Source organism: Aquitalea sp. FG25, assembly GCF_057809375.1.
Genome location: NZ_JBMDJV010000012.1, coordinates 1 through 17,770, shown reverse-complemented (window position 1 = coordinate 17,770; position 17,770 = coordinate 1). Strand labels below are relative to the sequence as shown.

Here is a 17,770-nt window from a genome sequence, read left to right as displayed (position 1 = left end):
CAAGCAATGCACCCACCGGGTGCATTTGCCATGTCCGAAAGGATTTACCATGCGTCTGCTCACCCCGAACATTTCGCAACTGAAAGGCAAGTACATCTACAACCGCGAACTGGGCTCCCTGTACGTGAATGATGATGGTTCGCTTAAGACCAGTCGTGGTGTCATCATTGCACCGGCTGAATCGAAGGCAATCATTCGTGACTCGCGCACATTCCTGGACCTGGATGAAATCGAGAGCCATTACACGCGGCTGATTTCGCTCCTTCGCCGTACCTGCAATCTCACCATCGGAGAAGCTTGCGATGCCGTTCGTAGTCACCTGATCATCGGTGATGCCCACGGCGGGGCTGAAGCGGTTGCACGCATAGGTGGAGCATCTCGCGCACTGCAGCATGCACTAAGCTTCCGCAGCCACAAGCGCTGACCAACCCAATCAACCCATCGGGGCTATCCCGTTGGGGGTGGCTCTGAATCAAAGGAGTCACTATGCAAGCCTTCAACATTGCAGACCTTCTTGCAAATATTGCAGTAAACCCAGTTGGGAAACTGCAAGAAATGCAAAACCCCGCCCTATCACTCAGCGTCTTTCTTCATGGCGAACCATTCCATCGTTCTGTCCTCATTCCTGTCGTTGAAGCAAAGGGGCTTAACTGGGAATCGGTTTATGCCGGCATGAAAGAGCAGGGCATCACACTGGAACTGACAGTTAAAATCTTCCCCTGGCTTCTGGAGCAGATTGAAACAAGTTCTATTGCCTACGGCCATGGGCCCATTGAGCGCGAGCACTCCCTCGGGATTTATCGTGACCGTCTCCTAAGCCTGAACTACCAGACCATTCCTGGTGGCCAAGTCATTGCGCAGTTGAAGCCTAACGACATCGATCTGATCGATGAAGTGCTGCAGCGCCTGGCCGACGAATTCATCACAAGTTTTGTTGGTGACGATCCCAAGTACCTGAAACCGCCAGTTTCATCCGTGGCAAAGCGGCGTTCGTCGGTCCAAACGGATCCACGACCAGTAGCGCCAGTTGTTCATCAGCCCCTGAAGCCATCCGTTGCAACACCAGCCCCCTTGGCTGTTGCCAGCAAGCCGGTAGACCTTCAACCAGTCGAAACTCAATCAGCACCGCTGAAACGTGTCGCTCTCGACCCGGAGTTCATCGGCTTTATCAATAGCGATGCGCCGCTGCCTAACCCTAATGATGTCAGGGCGGTAGCCAAGCGAATTGTTGCATCGAAGCCTGCCCAACGGCAGCGCCCGCTGAGCCAAGTACCTCTCTCTGCAGTTACCTTCGACCAGAAGGTGGCTATGAGCCAATGCAGCCTCTTTGATTGATTTCACACCATCCCTCGCGGGGCCTACCCCGTCAGGGTGGCTCTGCTTTTCAACTTATGGAGCAGAACATGAAATTCCCTCACATCAATATCACTACCCTTTGCCAGAACATCCATCTCACCCTGGTTCGTGCCGGTTGCGGTTTCGCTCGTCCCAAGGATTCTCTGTGGATGCGTTGGGACGGCGATACCGACTTGCTGACCAAAATCATGCAAGCGGCCCACATCAATCTGGAAGTGGTTAACCTGGCCAGCTTCACTATCATGGCCACGGTTAAGGCTTACGAAGAACTGACGGCGCTGATTACTGCTGATTCTGCTTACGCAGTGGGCGACTCTGGGACTCATCCCGGCGTCTATCACTACGTCGTGCTGGAGGGCGGTTTTCTCGGCCGTAACTACACTGGCGTCACTGATAAGCCAGCAACCATCGCCAGCATCACGAATGAGGATATGGAGAAGGTTGTTGACTTCTTCGCGTCCGAAATTCGAAAAATCATCGGTGCCAAGATTCCGGATGCGTTGCTACCCCTGAGCGCAAAGGAATCGGTTCCCGAAGTAGGCACCCAACTGCAGGAAGTTGAAGTTGATCCTGTACGCCAAGATGCCGTAGTCGCTCCGGTCGTTGATGATGTGATGTCCACTCCGCTTGGCGATGCTATTGAGTCTGCGCTGAAGAAGGTCCTGGCCAACGCTGAAGCAACGAGCAAGCAGCTGGAATCCATGATTGAAGGTTTGGAATCTGGTGCGCCGCAGAGTGCGGCATCGCTGGAATCTCAAATGGATGAAATCAGCCAACTTACCGATGGGGTCACCGAGGCCTTTACTGGCCTTGAGACTCTGCTTACCGACGATGCTGATATCCCCGCCCAACCCACCGCAGAGGAAACTTTGCCGGTGGCGCTGGTGGATGAAGAAGCTCATGGAAAAGGTAACGTCACTGTGAGTCGCGGTCTGATTCAGGACCTGATCGATAATATGACAGTCGATTGTCGGCTTTACGTCAATCGCAAAGCCCAGCTGGCAAATCACATCACCCTCATGTTCGACACCTACAAACACCTGAAGAATGAGATTTTCGATGCTTCCGGTGTTTCGTTGATGAAGATCCTGAACAGCAAACTGGCCATCGACATCAGCGTAAGCATGTTCCCGTTGATCGAAGAGGCCCTGGCTGCTGGCATCTACGAAGAAGGGGATGTGAACGACCACTATGCACTGGAACTGAGCCATTCTCATTTGATCTGGCGCTATCAGTACATCAGCGGTTCGCGTGTGATTGTCGAAATTGACCCGGAACAATTCTTCACCATCAAGGCCGCCCTGGCTCGCAAGATCCGCGCTGCAGTGCTATCCACGTTCCCTGAGTTTGTTTCCGGCACGGAAATCGAACACAAGGCTGAGGGTAGTTCGGCACCGGTGATTCCTGCTGTCGTCGCTGAAGATGATGAAGAAGTTGCTGTGGTCAAAACTGACCCGGTTTTGATTGAGATGGAATTGCTGATCGCTAAGCCCGGGAAGATCATTCTCCCCGAGCAAAAGCTGCAGCATTACCCCAAGATCAAAGCAATCATTGCCAAGGCAGGCGGTCGCTACAAGGACAATGCCTTCCACTTTGACGAACTGGTCGATACGACCGATCTGCTGGATACCCTGCAGAACGGCGGCAAGCCCAATCCGAAGAAGAAGTACCAGTTCTTCGCTACTCCTATTGAGCAAGTCACCGAGATGCTGATGGAAGTAGGGGATGTGACAGGTAAGAAATTGATGGAGCCCTCTGCTGGTGATGGTCGTATTGCACTGGCTGCGCGTGCTCACGGCGCGGATGTCACAACGGTAGAAATCTGGGATCAGAACGTGGCCAAGCTTAAAAAGCATGGCTTCGAACCGATCGAAGGTGACTTCCTGACGATGACGCCGGACCAGTTGGGCATGTTTGATGTGATTCTGGCCAATCCTCCCTTCACGGGCGGCAAGGACATGAGCCACTTCATGCATATGACCAAGTTCCTCAAGCCTGGCGGCATCATCAGTTCGTATATGTCACCGACCTGCATGAACAACACGGGCCCACTTGCAGCATCCTTCCGCAAGTTCCTTCAACAGCACAACGCCAAGATCACCAAGATCGAGGCCGGCGCTTTCAAGGAGTCGGGTACTGGCATCGAAACCTACCGGGTAACGATGACAATGCCTCTGATTGCAGAAACTGAATCAGCTGACACCAGCATCACCTCGTCGGTTGAAGAAGTTCAGGAAGTTGCCGCAGCTCTCGAACCTGCAGTGCTGACGGAAATCTCGCCGGCAGCAGCTGAAGAAAGCCAAGATGTAGCCGCGGAAATTGCCTTGCCCGCTCTGCGCAATGAGCCTGCCCAACCGGTTGAAGACGGCATCGTCGAAATCGGTAACAAACAGGAATCCATTGCAGTAGAAACCGAACCTGCTACAGGAAATGCATATGCATCTGCCCGCAGCAATTACATGGCTCTGGCCCAGTGTGCCCTTTTCGATTGATTAAAGGGAAACATCAGCCAAGCCTTAATCACCATATGCCATCTCCTCACGGGGATGGCTTATTTCCTTTGGAGTGATCATGAACCACATTCTCAATCGTGCTGGTTGTTACAAACTGCCGGGGGATATCAACAAGTCCCGCTATATCATTCCCGTTTCAGGTGGGGCTGATAGTTCCGTCATGGCCATCGTAATGAAGGCCATGTTTCCCAATGTTCAATTCGACTATGTGTTTACCGACACGAAAGCAGAGGAGCCGGAAATCTATGTGACGCTTGAAAAGCTTGAAGCCCATTTGGGCGTCAAGATTAAGCGATACGAACCTGCGCGGGGCCTGTACGAGGAACTTGACCACAATGGTGGCTTCCTTCCTTCACACACAGGACGCTGGTGCACCCGTCAACTGAAACTGGCTCCCTTCAAAGCGTTTCTTGAAACGCTTGAGCCTGGATTAGATACTTACCTATTTGTTGGTATCCGGGCTGATGAAAGCTTTAGAGTTGCGTTTACCCTTGATGAGGCGAGTACCGAAATGCCATTCATGGCGCTAGGCGTCAAACGCTCGGATGTGTATCGAATTCTTAAGGAAACCATCGGGATCCCGAGATATTACAAACGCCGCACCCGGTCAGGCTGTTCATCCTGCTTCTTCCAACGTCGTAACGAAGTTGTTGGTCTGCTTGAGGATCAGCCCGAGGAGTTCAAAAAGGTGATGTTCTACGAGAAAGTTGATCCATCTGACCTTTCCCGTTACACGCCGGTAATTCCATTCTCTGAAGATTGTGAAATCGCACCGAACTGGATGACCCTGCCTTACCCTGCTGGCAGTGAAATGCCTAGCAAAGTAGGGCAACGTAAATCTCTTAGCTTGTTTCCGAACAATGGCATTTTCGTTGGTGCGGAGTTTTTCATGCACCACGATTTTGCCGGTCAGGAATTCTGCTCACACCAGCGCATCGTTTCTTATTCGACTTCGAAATCAGGCATTAGCACGCAGCTGAAAAATCGCTTCCATCACCTGTTGTCCACCTATGAGGTGTACGAATTTTTCGATGAGCAGTCTTTCCGTGACAGTGTGCGTTTTGCCATTTACTACGTTGAATGCCCGAGTGACTTGTTTGACCCGGCCGGCCCCATGGCTCAAGGGACTTACACCTGGCACGATGGTGAATCGATGTCGCAGATGCAGCACATCATTGGTTGGGCATACCGGATTCTTCATGCAGAGGGTTTGCTTCAAGTAATGAAAGCCTATGAGGGCAAACCTGCGGACAGTTGGGAAGGGGAGCAATACCTCCTTACTAAAGCAGGCCTTGATAAAGTGAAATCTGAAACTGGCATGGTGGTAAATTCCATGTGGCATCTTCCACCAGACCCAGACGAAGATGACCCTGATCAGTACGATGAAAAACACATCGCCTGCCCTATGTGTAGCATTTGAGCTTTAACCAGAAACCCCTCCACATGTGGAGGGGTTTTTATTTGCCTATTCGGGGAGTTACCACCCTTTTTCTACGTTGTGGAAAATCTGCGTAAACGGAGAATTAGAGGGTTAAAGTCAACAACCCTGGCAGGAATAATCCTAGTGAATCGAATCTTTAATCTCAAGTGGTCGCCTACCCATCAAACGCACGTAGCTTGCAGCGAACTAACCCGCCGCGCAAAAAAAACCAAGCGACTGGCGCTCGCAAGCGCAATGGCTTTGATTGGCTTACTCAATGCTGGTTCTGCTAATGCTGCTGATGCTGTTTGCTCTGCATCTATCACTGGAACAAACGGTGGTTGCAGCGTAACCACATCGCTAACTCCAGACGTTGTGATTAACCCTGACGCTACTGTTATAGCGCCCACAAACTCGACAAACTGGAATGCTGGCATCACATATGATAGCCAGTCTTTCGGAAACTCATTCGGCAACTACGGAATTGTTTCAGGAACAAACTACGGGCTATTCATCTATAACTCTTCAAGGGCGATGAGCGTTACGAATGGTGGAAGTTTATTAGGCAATTTTGCAGGGCTTGAGCTTTCTGCCACAAACGTGGGTGATATCATTAACAGCGGGACGATCAGGGGCGGCACTGACACTAGCAGCTACCAATCATTTGGCATTGAAGCATCGAATGGGGTTACCATCGGCAACCTCACAAATACCTCAACCGGTGTCATTTGGGGAAATTCACGTGGGATTGAACTGGAGGGTGGAACCGAAGTAAAAGGGGCGATTACCAACTACGGTACAATTCAAGGTGGAACAACAGGCCTTCAAATTGACGCTCAAACCACACTCGATAATACAACAATCACAAACTACGGTACGTTAGAGGGTGGTAGTTACGCCTTTTACAGCAAAAATACCCAGATGACTACGCTAAATCAGGCGGGTGGGGCGCTTATTGGTGACATATACGGCAGTAACACAACGCTAGAGGTTAGCGCTAGTTCATTTGAATTTTCTGGTGCTTTTTATGGTTGGCAATTGATTGTCGATCAAGGTGCATCTATGAAAATATCTAGCACCAAATCAGTTTCTGGCTTGATTGGAGATGGCATTAACGCTTTAACAGGCGTAAACAATAGTGGAACAATTGAGATTGCATCCGGAACTACCGCAACAATTAATGGTGACTATACACAAAATAGTAGCGGCATACTTAAAATTGACGTTGCCAGCGATAGCTCATATGGAAAATTAGTTGTTTCTGGTACAGCCACTTTGCCGAGTAATGCGCAAATCACAGTAAATGCTTCTAATCCAAACTATGCATTTACCTCAGCATACCTAACCGGCATTCTCTCTGCTAATAATCTCGTTTCTGATGGTACTTTCAAAGTCACAGACAATTCATTGTTGTTTGATTTCTCCGCAATAATTAACAACAACGCAATCGATTTGAAGATTAGTGCTTCATCAAGCAACGCCTCAAATTCCTCCGGTTCCAGCAATAGTTCATCGACCGGCAATGAATCCGTTTACAAGTCGGTGATGAACAACAACCAGAAAAATGCAGCCGGTGCTGCAGTTGTGCTGGACAGCCTGGTGACTTCATACGCCTCCAACAGCACCACCGGCAACAGCGACATGGATACCGTCGTCACGAACCTCGGGTCGCTGTCAACCGAAGCCGAGGTCGCTGCTGCCACTTCGAAGACCCTTCCACTGCTGAATGGTCAGGCACCGACTGCCATCCAGACCCAGTTGCAGACGAACCAGAATGTCATCGCCGGCCGGCTCGATTCAACTCGCGGTCTTTCCTCTGGAGACAGCATGCTGGCCAGTGGCAACGCATGGTTGAAGGTGTACAGCACCAGATCGACCCAGCATGATCGTGACGGAGTTTCTGGCTATCTTGCTCAAACCTCCGGCGGTGTACTGGGCATTGACGGTGACCTGGCAGGGAAGGACCTCACTCTGGGTGCCGCCTTTGGCTTCAATAAATCGCACGTTTCCCAGAACAATGGCCTGCACACTGCGTCCATCGACAACTATCAGGGTGTGATCTACGGCTCGAAGAAACTGGCCAGCAATCTCGCTGACTTCGTAGATTTCCAAGCCGACCTGGGTTATCAGAATATTTCCGGTGACCGGACCATCCAGTTCTCTGAAATCAACCGTGTAGCGCATGCTGACTACAACGGCTACAGCTACCACCTGGGCTCGTCCGTAGGCAAGAACATCCAGATCACCGACCGCGTGAAGATTCAGCCGGTCATTGGTCTGGACTACACCTTCGTTAAGTCGAACGGGTACACCGAGAATGGTGCCGACTCGCTCGATTTGATCGTTGGCAGTCAGAAGGCAAAGCAACTCCTGTACTCGGCTGGCACCAAGTGGGACGTAAAGATTAACGACAAGACCACGTTCTACGGCAAGGTAGCTGTGGCTTACGATCAGTACGCTGAATCCAACTCTATCCTGGCGTCTTATGCAGGTGATTCCTCGTCTACATTCGTAACCACCGGCATCAACCCGGGGCACTGGGTTCGCACTCTCTCGACCGGCCTGAAAGAAGAGTTCGGGAAGGGCTTCTCAGCCAATATACAGTTCGACCTGGCCAACCGTGATACCGGCGCAAGCTACTCCTGGTCTGCCAAACTAAACAAGACTTTCTAATCCTTCTGCCTAAAGAAAAAGCCCACTACCAAGTGGGCTTTTCACTTCGTGGAAATGTTCAAGCAAGGGCTACAAGGTCGAGTTCGCTTTGATGCAACTTTGTTCTGAACAGAATTTGCAAACATTACCCAAACCAGTACATTAGGCCTGAAACGTAATTCAGAGCTTTTTATAGGGTGCTTATGAACCGTATCTGTATCGGACTATTAATCGTATCAAGCGTTGCTGGCTGTACGATCATTCCGACACACGACGCCAGACAAATGGCTGCTCTTGATGCCGTCATCCTGGCCGACTGGACGGCGTCTACGTTGATGACATCTACATTCAGCATTTATTCAGCGGTTCCAAAATTGGCCCAGCCTGGCGGCACACTGACTGTCTATTTCGAAGGAGACGGTTTCGCCTGGCAAACTGCAAACATTCCAAGCACTGATCCCACGCCCATCGTTCCCACTGGTTTGAAGATTGCGTTGGAGCAGCCGGTAGGTACACCTGCTTATCTTGCACGTCCTTGCCAATACACCAGCCATGCTGACCCAAAGTGCAGTGCTGACGCATGGACCAGTGGTAGATTTAGTGAGGATGTCATTCGTGCGGAAGGCGAAGCGCTGGATCAGATCATTGCCAAGACCCATCCTAAGCGGATTGTTCTTGCTGGTTATTCTGGAGGGGCCGCTGTTGCTCTACTACTGGCAGAGCGCAGGTCAGATATCGATGGTGTGATCAGCATTGCCGGCAACGTAGATCATGCGCGGTGGACTGAGAAGCAAGGCATTGACCCACTGACTGGCTCGCTTAACCCCGCAGATCATCCAGAAAAGATTCGTGACCTACCTATATGGTTCTTTTCCGGGGAGTCCGACACGATCATCCCTCCGATGCTGGCAGTTGAGTTCATCGAAAAGGCGAACCTGACCAACTTTCACAAAACGGTTGTGCCTGGCTACACCCATGGATGTTGCTGGCCTTCTATCTGGAAAGCATCTTATCCCCGTCCATAAAAAAAGCGGCTTTTGCCGCTTTTCACACCTTTCTTTCTCTTCTCATGTTCTTGGAAATCAAAGCTTGCGTTACTGAGGAATGAAACCCCGTCCGGGTGTTAAGTATTCGCGTTAAACCATTCAGTGAAATTGGGATATCGTCTTCACCCAACACATTAGCAACCCCTTTGCAGGTTTCAAAGTCGCAAGGCACATATCCTAGCGCCTTGCACCTAGTAACATATGCATCGTAGCGGGGATGTTTACCGGCCATCGATCGCAGGCCTGTTTGCTGCTCGGAACACTGGTACACCGTACATCTTGGCCCAGCCGGCGCTGTGGTATGCCTGCAGCGTTTGTGCAGAGGAGGATGCCCACCACATATTCGCCACTGCACCTAACACTTTCACATGGCCAAACATCAGACTGGACAGTGCTGGCCACGGCAGGTACTCCTCAAAGCAGAAGAGGAAAGCCGTATTGATCAACTGCCCTTCACTCGGAAGAGCAATTACATTGAGTTTGAACCAATCGCTTGGAGAGTGCTCAAGCGTAGTCCATGGATGCCACATAGAAATTGGCACTGGCTGGCGGGATCCGAAGGCACCGACCTCTTGAGTACCGCTGTAGATAATAATGCCGTTAAGGTATTCGCCTGTTGTAAGTTGGAACTCCTGGCCGATCATCCAGATCTGTCCCTCCTTCAGCCCCATTTGCTTTAGGTGCCGAGGGATGACAGTGCGCAATGCCTTGTCAGTACGCCCTGAAACTTCCTCTGGAAAAAGGATCACATCTTCACCCGCTGCAATCGGCTCTTTTGCCAGATCCATCAGCTTGTACATTCGCTCAATCACATTCGCGTCTTTGTTACGGAATGGACCGAAGTTGGTGTCCTGTGAGTACCACTTCTTAGGCAATTCTTGCGGGCTATAGCTGAAGTTAGCGTACACACCAGCAGCAGTGATCAAAATGAGCATAGTGACCAGATAGCGCCGTTCCTTCACCATCTTTGCTATGGCTGACCATATTGCGACAAGGCCGACAAGTCCATATGTTCCCATGCCTGGGAAGAGACTTGCAGCACCTTGCAAAGGAGAGAGCCAGCCAATAATCCCTATCGGCGGGATTGAAACGATGAGGAGGGCAATCAGTGTGAGAACGAGAGGATGCACAACCCATGGCTTGCCTTTTTCTTCAAGCAAGCCGGCAATTTTGGCATTGATGAAGAAGGGCAGTTCCCAAGCCCCAGCCAGCAGTAATGTCGAGAACACCCACATCACTACACCCAAGAACCCTTCTTCAATTCCTCCACCAAAGAAGACACGAGCTGAATCCGGGATAACCCATGAGCCCACAAAATAGTAGGCAAACGTAGTGATCATCCGTGTCCGCCAGTCGGGACTCAGGTATACCAGCACAGGCAAGAATGCAGCCAACATCCTGGCATCACCAATAGTCGAAACGATTGATTGATAACGGGGGCCAACTACCCATGCCCAGCCTGAGATGGCGAACGCCACCAGTGGCAGAGTGAACTGCTTGGCCTTGAGCGGCCGATCAACAAAAGTAACTTTTCCCACGGGTTGTGAAGCCATAGGTACGCAGGCTAAAGCAATCAACGCGAAAGCCAGCGCCACAGTCGTTGAGAAATTGAACATGATCACGCCGTCACTAAGACCGACAAACAAACCGAAAAGAGCAGGGGTCAGCCTGGTCTTTTTGCTACCTACTTGAACAACCGTCTCCACCAGTTACCCCTTGTGTTGTGCTGCAAGAATTTGAAGGTGATTTAACAAATCGCTCTGACCCATGCCGGTGTCTTTCTCTATAGCTCTGAGGACAAGCAACCGAATCCAGAACGCCTTGGCTACAGACATTGGTACTGCGAATGCTCTCTTCCCCAAAATGACTTTGACGAAAAATCCCGTCGCATTACCTTGCTCTTGCCTTGTAATCTCAAAGGACTTGTCATGTTGTGAGCCATGATTTGAACCGCTGCAGTTGTCTATAAACCCGCACAAAACAGCAGCAACAAGTGGAAGCTCCTCGTCACTGAACCTCAAGGACACCTTGTTTGCCCAGTCACCGCCGGATGCCACCTTAGGGGCTGCATCGACTCCGACGAAGACTTCTCCGTTCACATCCATCCGAGCTTCAAAGCAAATCACTGAGGACGCACCGAAGATGCTCTTACTTTCTCGCCACTGATTAGATCCATATTTGCTTTGGCGCGTTGAAGACCCGGCCTCTTCTCTAGGTTCTGGTGGTGAATCGCGGCTTGATTGATGATCATCTGCGTCTACTATTTGCGGACCCTTCGGCAAGCCGCCGGCGTCTTCGACAATCTGTTTCAGTTCAACGATTTCCTCAGGGCTAAGTTCCTCACCTTTATTGAGTAGCTTTTTGTAATTTTGGAATAAAGAAAAGCTAGCCGGAATAGCGACCAGATTTGCCTTGTGCGTACCTAGTCCATGATTTTCCAGCAGTCCTACTGAACTGCTACTTGCACAGAAGTACAGGGCCTTCAAGAATGAGCCCTTTGCCTGCATATTCGGCCCGGCCCGGACTACCTCCTGCACAGCATCAAGCAAATTTTGGCCATGAAACGCCTCTGCAGCATCAAGTAACTGCGCAGGCATCTCTGCAGTGAAGTCCAGCTTTAGCAGTGCCCGTTTTAAGGTTTCCGATTTCATAGATATCTCCCACGCCAAAGGCTACAGCACAGTGCGCCATAAGCAAGTTTTCAGCAAAACCACCCCGATTGACAGCAGGGTTCTTGTGGCTTACTCTTACAAATGTGCAATTCAGGCACACTGAGCTGGCAGACAACTAGCATTTACCTCGCAAGTCCCTCTGAAGTACCCAGTCCCCATCTTGCTTTCACTTTCAAGACAACTCACCAGTTCTTGAATCATCCAACTGCCGCTTCACTTGCAATGCTTTTTGCATTCTACGGCACTGCATTTTTACCGCACTCTGACTATTGCTTTTCATCTACACGCAGCTCTAGCGTACATCACTCTGCCTTAAAAATTTAAATTGGCAATCCATAAAGACAGCTTTATGGATTGCCTTTTTTTGCCATGTGGCAACTAGCAGAGAAATCTGCACTTACCAGCGATATTCTTTCGCGATGGCTACTCTGCCACCACTTCTTGGAGTTCTTATGCCGCAAAAATATATACTCCTCGGAGTAATCATATTTTTTATCTTTATTGCAAGTATTGTTTGGGCACTTTTCAACAAGGCTCATTTCATGCGTCGCGATGAAGATTAAATTCTTAGATTTATTCTAACCGGCTGATTCTAGCCCTTACCACTCGGAGCCATCATGGACCTGACTTATGCTCTACTAATTATTTGTGCACTTTTTGGTTTTCTCACCTTGGGGATATTCGCTACCAAGGTTGAGGAAAACTTCTTCAGCACAAAAAAACGCATTGTCGAATTGAAAACCGAAATCAGTGCGAAATCGAAAAAGCAGACTGTTGCTACCGAAGAAGTGAAACCTTCTAAAGTAAAAACAACATCTGCCTTTAAGTCTGTAGAAACAGTTGCGCCGGCTCAGCAATCTTCAAAACCACAATCAACAGTCGTGGAATTAGCGGATAAAGCGGAGGTGGGTGATATCACTCATGCTCGTATTATCCGAAGGGAAATTGCAATTACTCCGAGAAAAAAGGTAAGGGTTATCCTTTTCCTCTATCAGGATGTAATCAAGCGTACTGCATGGTTGCCCAATGAGTCTTACAAGAGCAACCAGAAAGCCAAGGATTCAATTCAAGCTGGCGATTACCAACACATTCACGCACTGAAAGAAAAGCGTGTGACATTGAGAGAGTTGCCGACCTCGGCTTATAACGAGGTCAGCGCTTTCGAATTGACTGAAGTTGAAGTCAAGAAAATGTTGAATGTTGATAATGAAAAGGGAAGCAAGAAACCCAAAGTCACCACTACTAAAGTGGACACAATGGATCAAGCCCCCGCCAGCCCTGGCACTTCCGTAGTTACTACTGATGTTCCGGCATACCTGATGGCACCCGAACCAGAATTTCTGGATGATGTTGCCGGTCATTTCATGCAGGAGTGGTATCACTACGAAGAAGAACCGAGGGAACTTGTTGAAAGTACACGTACCTTCGACATGTCAATCCCTTTGGAAATGACGCCTGAAGAAGAAGCCTTTATGGGTTCTACATCAGCTTCATCCAAAAAGGAAACTCCTCATATTCAAGAGAATTACGAACCCAATGTTGATATTTACGCAGGTCGCAAACCTCGCAAATCCAACACTGGCACAATCGAATTTCTAGGTATGAAGAAATACAGAAACGATAGTGGTCCTTATGAAGCCTTTACGGTTATTCTTCGCGATCGATCCAACAACGAGCACGAACTGCGTGGTACTGAGCTAAAAGCTGAGATGTCACGCATTGGCGCTCGCAAAGGGGACAAAGTGAAGATCAACTCATATGGCCGTGTTGCCGTTTCGATTCCAGCAGAAGATGGTGGTTCGATCCAAGGCAAAAAGAATCTGTACCAAGTAACTATGTGCTAACGCACCTCCAATCTAACCCATACGGGCTCAACTCCCGTAAGGGATAGAGTCTGGAGAAAAACATGGAAATGAACCCTACATGCTTTATCAACCAGAAAGCATTTGAGGAGCTACAACCAACATTCCCTGGGTTTCCAGAAGGGGGTGTTGTACGTGCACCTTATACTCGTCGAGTAAAAGTCAAAGACTCTGAAATTGATCAGTTGTATGAGACGCTTCGACTGTTTGACTTGCCTGAAGACCCCACGATTTACCATGACCACGAGTTGGTTCCCATGGTTGATTGGGTTTTTCACAAAAGCATGAAGTCGCTTTTGAACACTGCCCGAGATGAAGTTAATGACGTTCTTGAATGGTTATTCATGGACGACTTCACCACTCTCGCTGACAGTCGTGGTGAGTGTTACGTAGTTAAAACTGAATGTGTTCCTTTCAGTTTCCGCATGGCATGCAAACTCTTTCATGCTGACTTTACCGAAGTGAGACGTATGGCTATTTTAACGGCTTACGAACATCACATTTTCCAGAGTAATCCCTACGATCCCCGTGTCGCAAAACGCCTTGCGCGTGAGAAAGCGGTTCTACTTCGCCGTGCGGCTGAAGCTGCAGAGCGGAAAGAAGAGGGGATTGATGTAGAGATGGATGAAACGGAAGCTGAAGAGACTCGCAATGTCTTGATGCCGGTTTCTGCTCAACAAATGCTTCGACATGGAAAAATTGTCGAAATCTTTGAACTATTCATGCGCGAATATGCTGACGAAATGTCAGCCTGAAAGGAATTGCGATGACTGAAGCAATCATGACCAAAGACCAGTCGTCTATTCAGACGATTGCCCTTAACCCCAAGCAGTACAACATCAAGGAAACATTCAACGTTCCCTTTGGTGGAAATGTATTGGGCTATGAGAGCCACGATCTTGCCCCTAAACGTAAAAACCATTGCTGGGACGTTGATTTATTCCTGGACATGCTTGTTTTTATGAATAGCGACAAACGTGCTGCAAAACTTACTGGGCATACCGGTACTGGCAAGACCAGCTCTGTTCTTGATCTCCATGCTGGACTTTGCCGTCCACTCCTTACTGTGAGTGGCAGTGCAAACATGACTGAAAGTGAGTTGTTTGGTGACTTCGTGTTTAACGAAGATCGCTCTATGCGCTTCCAACTTGGGCCGGTTTTGATGGCCGCACTGAATGGTTACTCAGTTATTTACAATGAGTACAACCTTGGACCTTCTGGCGTGAACAGCAAGTTGAATGACCTTCTGGATGGCGTGCCATACCTGGTGCCTCAAACCGGTCAGATCATCAACGTTCATCCGAACTTCAAGTTGTTTGCAACTCAAAACCCCAGCACTTCAAGCTGCTATCTGGATCGTTTCGACCAAGATGCAGCAAATGAAATGCGTTTCTTTCATATGAAAGCTACTTACCTGAAGGCTGAAGTTGAAGTTGCAGCCCTGCTGCAACATGCTCAGATGAAAGGTTTGCCTGCTGCTCATGCCGAACAGACTTGCAAGTTGATGGTTGATGTTGCCAATAAGGTCCGCAAGTCATTCATCGCAGAAGAGCTTACTTCGGTAATTTCGACTCGCACTCTACTTGACTGGCTTGAGTTCAGTATGCTTTTTGGCGCAATCGAGGCTAGAGGAATTTCGAAAATTCACTACGCGCTTGAAAAGGTTTTCTCTGATGCGCCTAGCGTTACTGATGTAGACAGAATTTCTGTTCACGAGACCGTAACTGCCGTTTTCGGTACGAAACGCGATCTTACACACTAGTCTTTAACCACCCATGCCGGGATACCTTCCCGGCGGGGGGTGTCTTGGCTTCTTTTTCAAGGAGTCAATGATGCAATACCTTCAGAGCCTTTTTAACATCAGCCTTAGTGATGAAGCATTTTTCGCAATTTGCTTTATCTCCGGCATGCTGGGCGTTCTTTGTATTGGTGGTTTTATTACCGACAAAATCGATGAACGCAACGCAAAAAAAACCCGAAACTACCGCGAACGCACCGGGCGTAATTTTAGTTGATCGGGACAACACCAGAAAGGCCTACTCGAAAGAGAGGCCTTTTGTTCAATTCACACAAGGATTTGAATCTCATGACTACCACTAATCAAAACCATGTTGTCCTGGAAAACACCATTCTCATCCACCTGGAATTTCGCATTTGGTCAGGGCGGAAGAAATTGCGTGAAGCGGACTTCACCAACACCGAAGATTTGCCACCGGCAGATCTCGCGTCGTTGGGTTCCAAGAAAATCTGTAACCCAGCTAGTCTGCATCCTTTCACCCGGGCACGTACTCGTGCTGAAACTGCTCTGAAACGTCACGGAGCGCGTTTCATGGGTGGCTTTGCGATTCCGAAAGCAAAGGCTCAAGAGTGCATCGACGAACTGGACAAGATTGTTCAGGAAGCAAATAAAGACCGTGCCAGTTTCCTCAAGGATTACGACAAGGACCTGGAAGATTGGATTGCACTTCACCCCTCCTGGGCAGATCGCATCCGCATTGCCGTTGAGCCGTCGCACAAAGTCGCACGTTCGCTCTCTTTCGAGTTTTTCCCGATTGAGATTCAGACAGCTGAAGGCCAACCCACCGGCCGGCTGCATGCAGCTGCTGATAGCGTCATGATGCAAATGCTCAAAGAAGTTGCCCAATCTGCTTCTGAATTCTGGGAACAGAGTTTGAGTGGCAAAGTTGAGGTTACTCAGAAAGCTGTTCGTCCCTTCCGTTCCATGCGGGAAAAGCTAAGTGCCTGGTCGTTTGTTGATGGCCGCGTAAATGCAGCTGTTGAGATGATTGACACGCTTCTTCAGAACTTGCCGAACGATGGCAAGCTGAATGGTCTGTACGTTTCAGCGATGAGTAATGTTGCTTTGATTCTTACCGATCCGGATCGTGTCCTCGCTCAAGGGGCAAAGATTCTGCAAGGAACAGACCTCGAAGCTGACATCTTCGCTGGCGTAAGTCGTGCTGCTGTCAAAGGCGCTACTTTAGAAACCATCAACGCAACCACCATTGATCTTTTTGCAGATAATGGTGCTGGCGTTAAGCCGGTTAGCATTCGTGAAGCTAGCAGCCGGGCTGTAAATTCCGGATTGTTTGACCTCAGTCCATCCGGAAATTCCGGCAGTGCCCCTGTTGTAACCGTCGCGAAGCCTGAACAGTCACCCGCATTTGGGAACCAACAGGTTGCCGTTCCGGATGTCTTCAGCAAACCGCTTGCTGCAGACTTCTCAATCACTTTCCTCAACTAAAAGACCACGCCTCCCCACTAGGGGAGGCATGCGTTTTATGGAGATCACCATGGCCTCACACCAAAACTACACAGCAGCTCTCGCCATTCTTGCTCACATTCATTGTGATCAATCTGGCGTTAAATTGACTCATTCTGGTAGTCAGGCCTATGCCGACCTCCGTGAACGTCACATAAACCTTCCAGCAGTGGAAATCGTTGATGAAGAAACTTTCGAAATGATGGTTGGATACCTGTTTCATGAAAACGCACATTTCAACCATGATGACGTGGAAGAATACGAAAGAGCAACTACTGCCATTGCGCACAGTATCGCCAACTCTCTGGGTGACGCTCGGGCAGAGTATCGTGAAGAGCGTCGTCTACCTGGTGCTCGCTTTCGATTCAACGCAATCAACGATAAGTGCCTTGTGATTCCTGATGCAGGCTTGTCTCTTGATAAGCCACTGGATGTATTCAACGTATATATCCTGACAGCGGCTTTCACCTATAACCTTGGTTATGATAACTTGGTTCCCCAACTATCTATTCTTGAGTCCAAGATGCGTGTCATCTTCGGTTCCCAAGCGACAGAAGCTATCGCGGAGTGTATCGATGGGGTTCACCTTGAGCCCACAACTGAAGGTGTTGTTGATCGTTCGTTCAAGATCATCGACATCCTGAAGTCACTTTGTGAAGAAAACCCGCAACCCCATCAGCAAGCAGTCGAGGGTGATCAGCAACAAGGCCCTGGCAGCAAGCCGCAGGACGCCAACGGTGCAGATCAACAACCCAAGCAGCAGGCAGGCGAGGGCGATCAGCAGCATGGCCCTGGCAGCAAGCCGCAGGACGCCAACGGTGCAGATCAACAACCCAAGCAGCAGACAGGCGAGGGTGATCAGCAACAAGGCCCTGGCAGTAAGCCGCAGGACGCCAACGGTGCAGATCAACAACCCAAGCAGCAGGCAGGCAAGGGTGATCAGCAACAAGGCCCTGGCAGTAAGCCGCAGGACGCCAACGGTGCAGA

At 49.5% G+C, this 17,770-nt stretch carries 14 protein-coding genes; 12 read left to right on the top strand and 2 right to left on the bottom strand.

The window, feature by feature from the left end; translation table 11 throughout:
- The first annotated feature begins 49 nt into the window (after positions 1–49).
- From ACODR9_RS11970 to ACODR9_RS11945, 6 genes are all read left to right on the top strand, one after another.
- On the top strand, positions 50–424 hold the full coding sequence (locus ACODR9_RS11970; protein WP_488809512.1) for a hypothetical protein: 375 nt from the start codon (positions 50–52) through the stop codon (positions 422–424).
- 62 nt (positions 425–486) lie between these two features.
- Entirely contained in the window at positions 487–1,335 is an 849-nt protein-coding gene (locus ACODR9_RS11965) for a hypothetical protein (RefSeq protein WP_488809511.1), read from the top strand.
- A 68-nt stretch (positions 1,336–1,403) separates the two neighbouring features.
- Entirely contained in the window at positions 1,404–3,848 is a 2,445-nt protein-coding gene (locus tag ACODR9_RS11960; RefSeq protein WP_488809510.1) for a hypothetical protein, read from the top strand.
- A gap of 79 nt (positions 3,849–3,927) precedes the next feature.
- Positions 3,928–5,289, top strand: a complete 1,362-nt coding sequence (locus ACODR9_RS11955) for a phosphoadenosine phosphosulfate reductase family protein (RefSeq protein WP_488809509.1) — start codon at positions 3,928–3,930, stop codon at positions 5,287–5,289.
- 144 nt (positions 5,290–5,433) lie between these two features.
- Complete coding sequence (locus tag ACODR9_RS11950) at positions 5,434–7,962, top strand: autotransporter domain-containing protein (protein ID WP_488809508.1); 2,529 nt, start codon at positions 5,434–5,436, stop codon at positions 7,960–7,962.
- A gap of 182 nt (positions 7,963–8,144) precedes the next feature.
- The gene (locus tag ACODR9_RS11945; RefSeq protein ID WP_488809506.1) at positions 8,145–8,966 is read left to right on the top strand and encodes a hypothetical protein; all 822 of its coding nucleotides are present in this window, start codon (positions 8,145–8,147) and stop codon (positions 8,964–8,966) included.
- 242 nt (positions 8,967–9,208) lie between these two features.
- Here the strand turns inward: ACODR9_RS11945 and ACODR9_RS11940 are convergent, their stop codons facing one another.
- The gene (locus ACODR9_RS11940) at positions 9,209–10,693 is read right to left on the bottom strand and encodes a carbon-nitrogen hydrolase family protein (RefSeq protein WP_488809505.1); all 1,485 of its coding nucleotides are present in this window, start codon (positions 10,691–10,693) and stop codon (positions 9,209–9,211) included.
- A 3-nt stretch (positions 10,694–10,696) separates the two neighbouring features.
- On the bottom strand, positions 10,697–11,638 hold the full coding sequence (locus ACODR9_RS11935; RefSeq protein ID WP_488809504.1) for a hypothetical protein: 942 nt from the start codon (positions 11,636–11,638) through the stop codon (positions 10,697–10,699).
- Between the two features lie 638 nt (positions 11,639–12,276).
- On the opposite strand from ACODR9_RS11935, the gene ACODR9_RS11930 reads away from it, so the two are divergent.
- From ACODR9_RS11930 to ACODR9_RS11905, 6 genes are all read left to right on the top strand, one after another.
- Positions 12,277–13,503, top strand: coding sequence for a hypothetical protein (locus tag ACODR9_RS11930; RefSeq protein WP_488809503.1), 1,227 nt, complete (start codon positions 12,277–12,279; stop codon positions 13,501–13,503).
- 62 nt (positions 13,504–13,565) lie between these two features.
- Positions 13,566–14,276 (top strand): hypothetical protein, encoded by a 711-nt coding sequence (locus tag ACODR9_RS11925; RefSeq protein WP_488809501.1) that lies wholly within the window; start codon positions 13,566–13,568, stop codon positions 14,274–14,276.
- 11 nt (positions 14,277–14,287) lie between these two features.
- On the top strand, positions 14,288–15,283 hold the full coding sequence (locus ACODR9_RS11920) for an AAA family ATPase (protein WP_488809500.1): 996 nt from the start codon (positions 14,288–14,290) through the stop codon (positions 15,281–15,283).
- 70 nt (positions 15,284–15,353) lie between these two features.
- The gene (locus ACODR9_RS11915; protein ID WP_488809499.1) at positions 15,354–15,536 is read left to right on the top strand and encodes a hypothetical protein; all 183 of its coding nucleotides are present in this window, start codon (positions 15,354–15,356) and stop codon (positions 15,534–15,536) included.
- A 71-nt stretch (positions 15,537–15,607) separates the two neighbouring features.
- Entirely contained in the window at positions 15,608–16,765 is a 1,158-nt protein-coding gene (locus ACODR9_RS11910) for a DUF3150 domain-containing protein (RefSeq protein WP_488809498.1), read from the top strand.
- Positions 16,766–16,814: 49 nt separating this feature from the next.
- Positions 16,815–17,770 (top strand): hypothetical protein (locus ACODR9_RS11905; protein WP_488809496.1); only part of this gene is annotated, 956 nt, incomplete at its 3' end.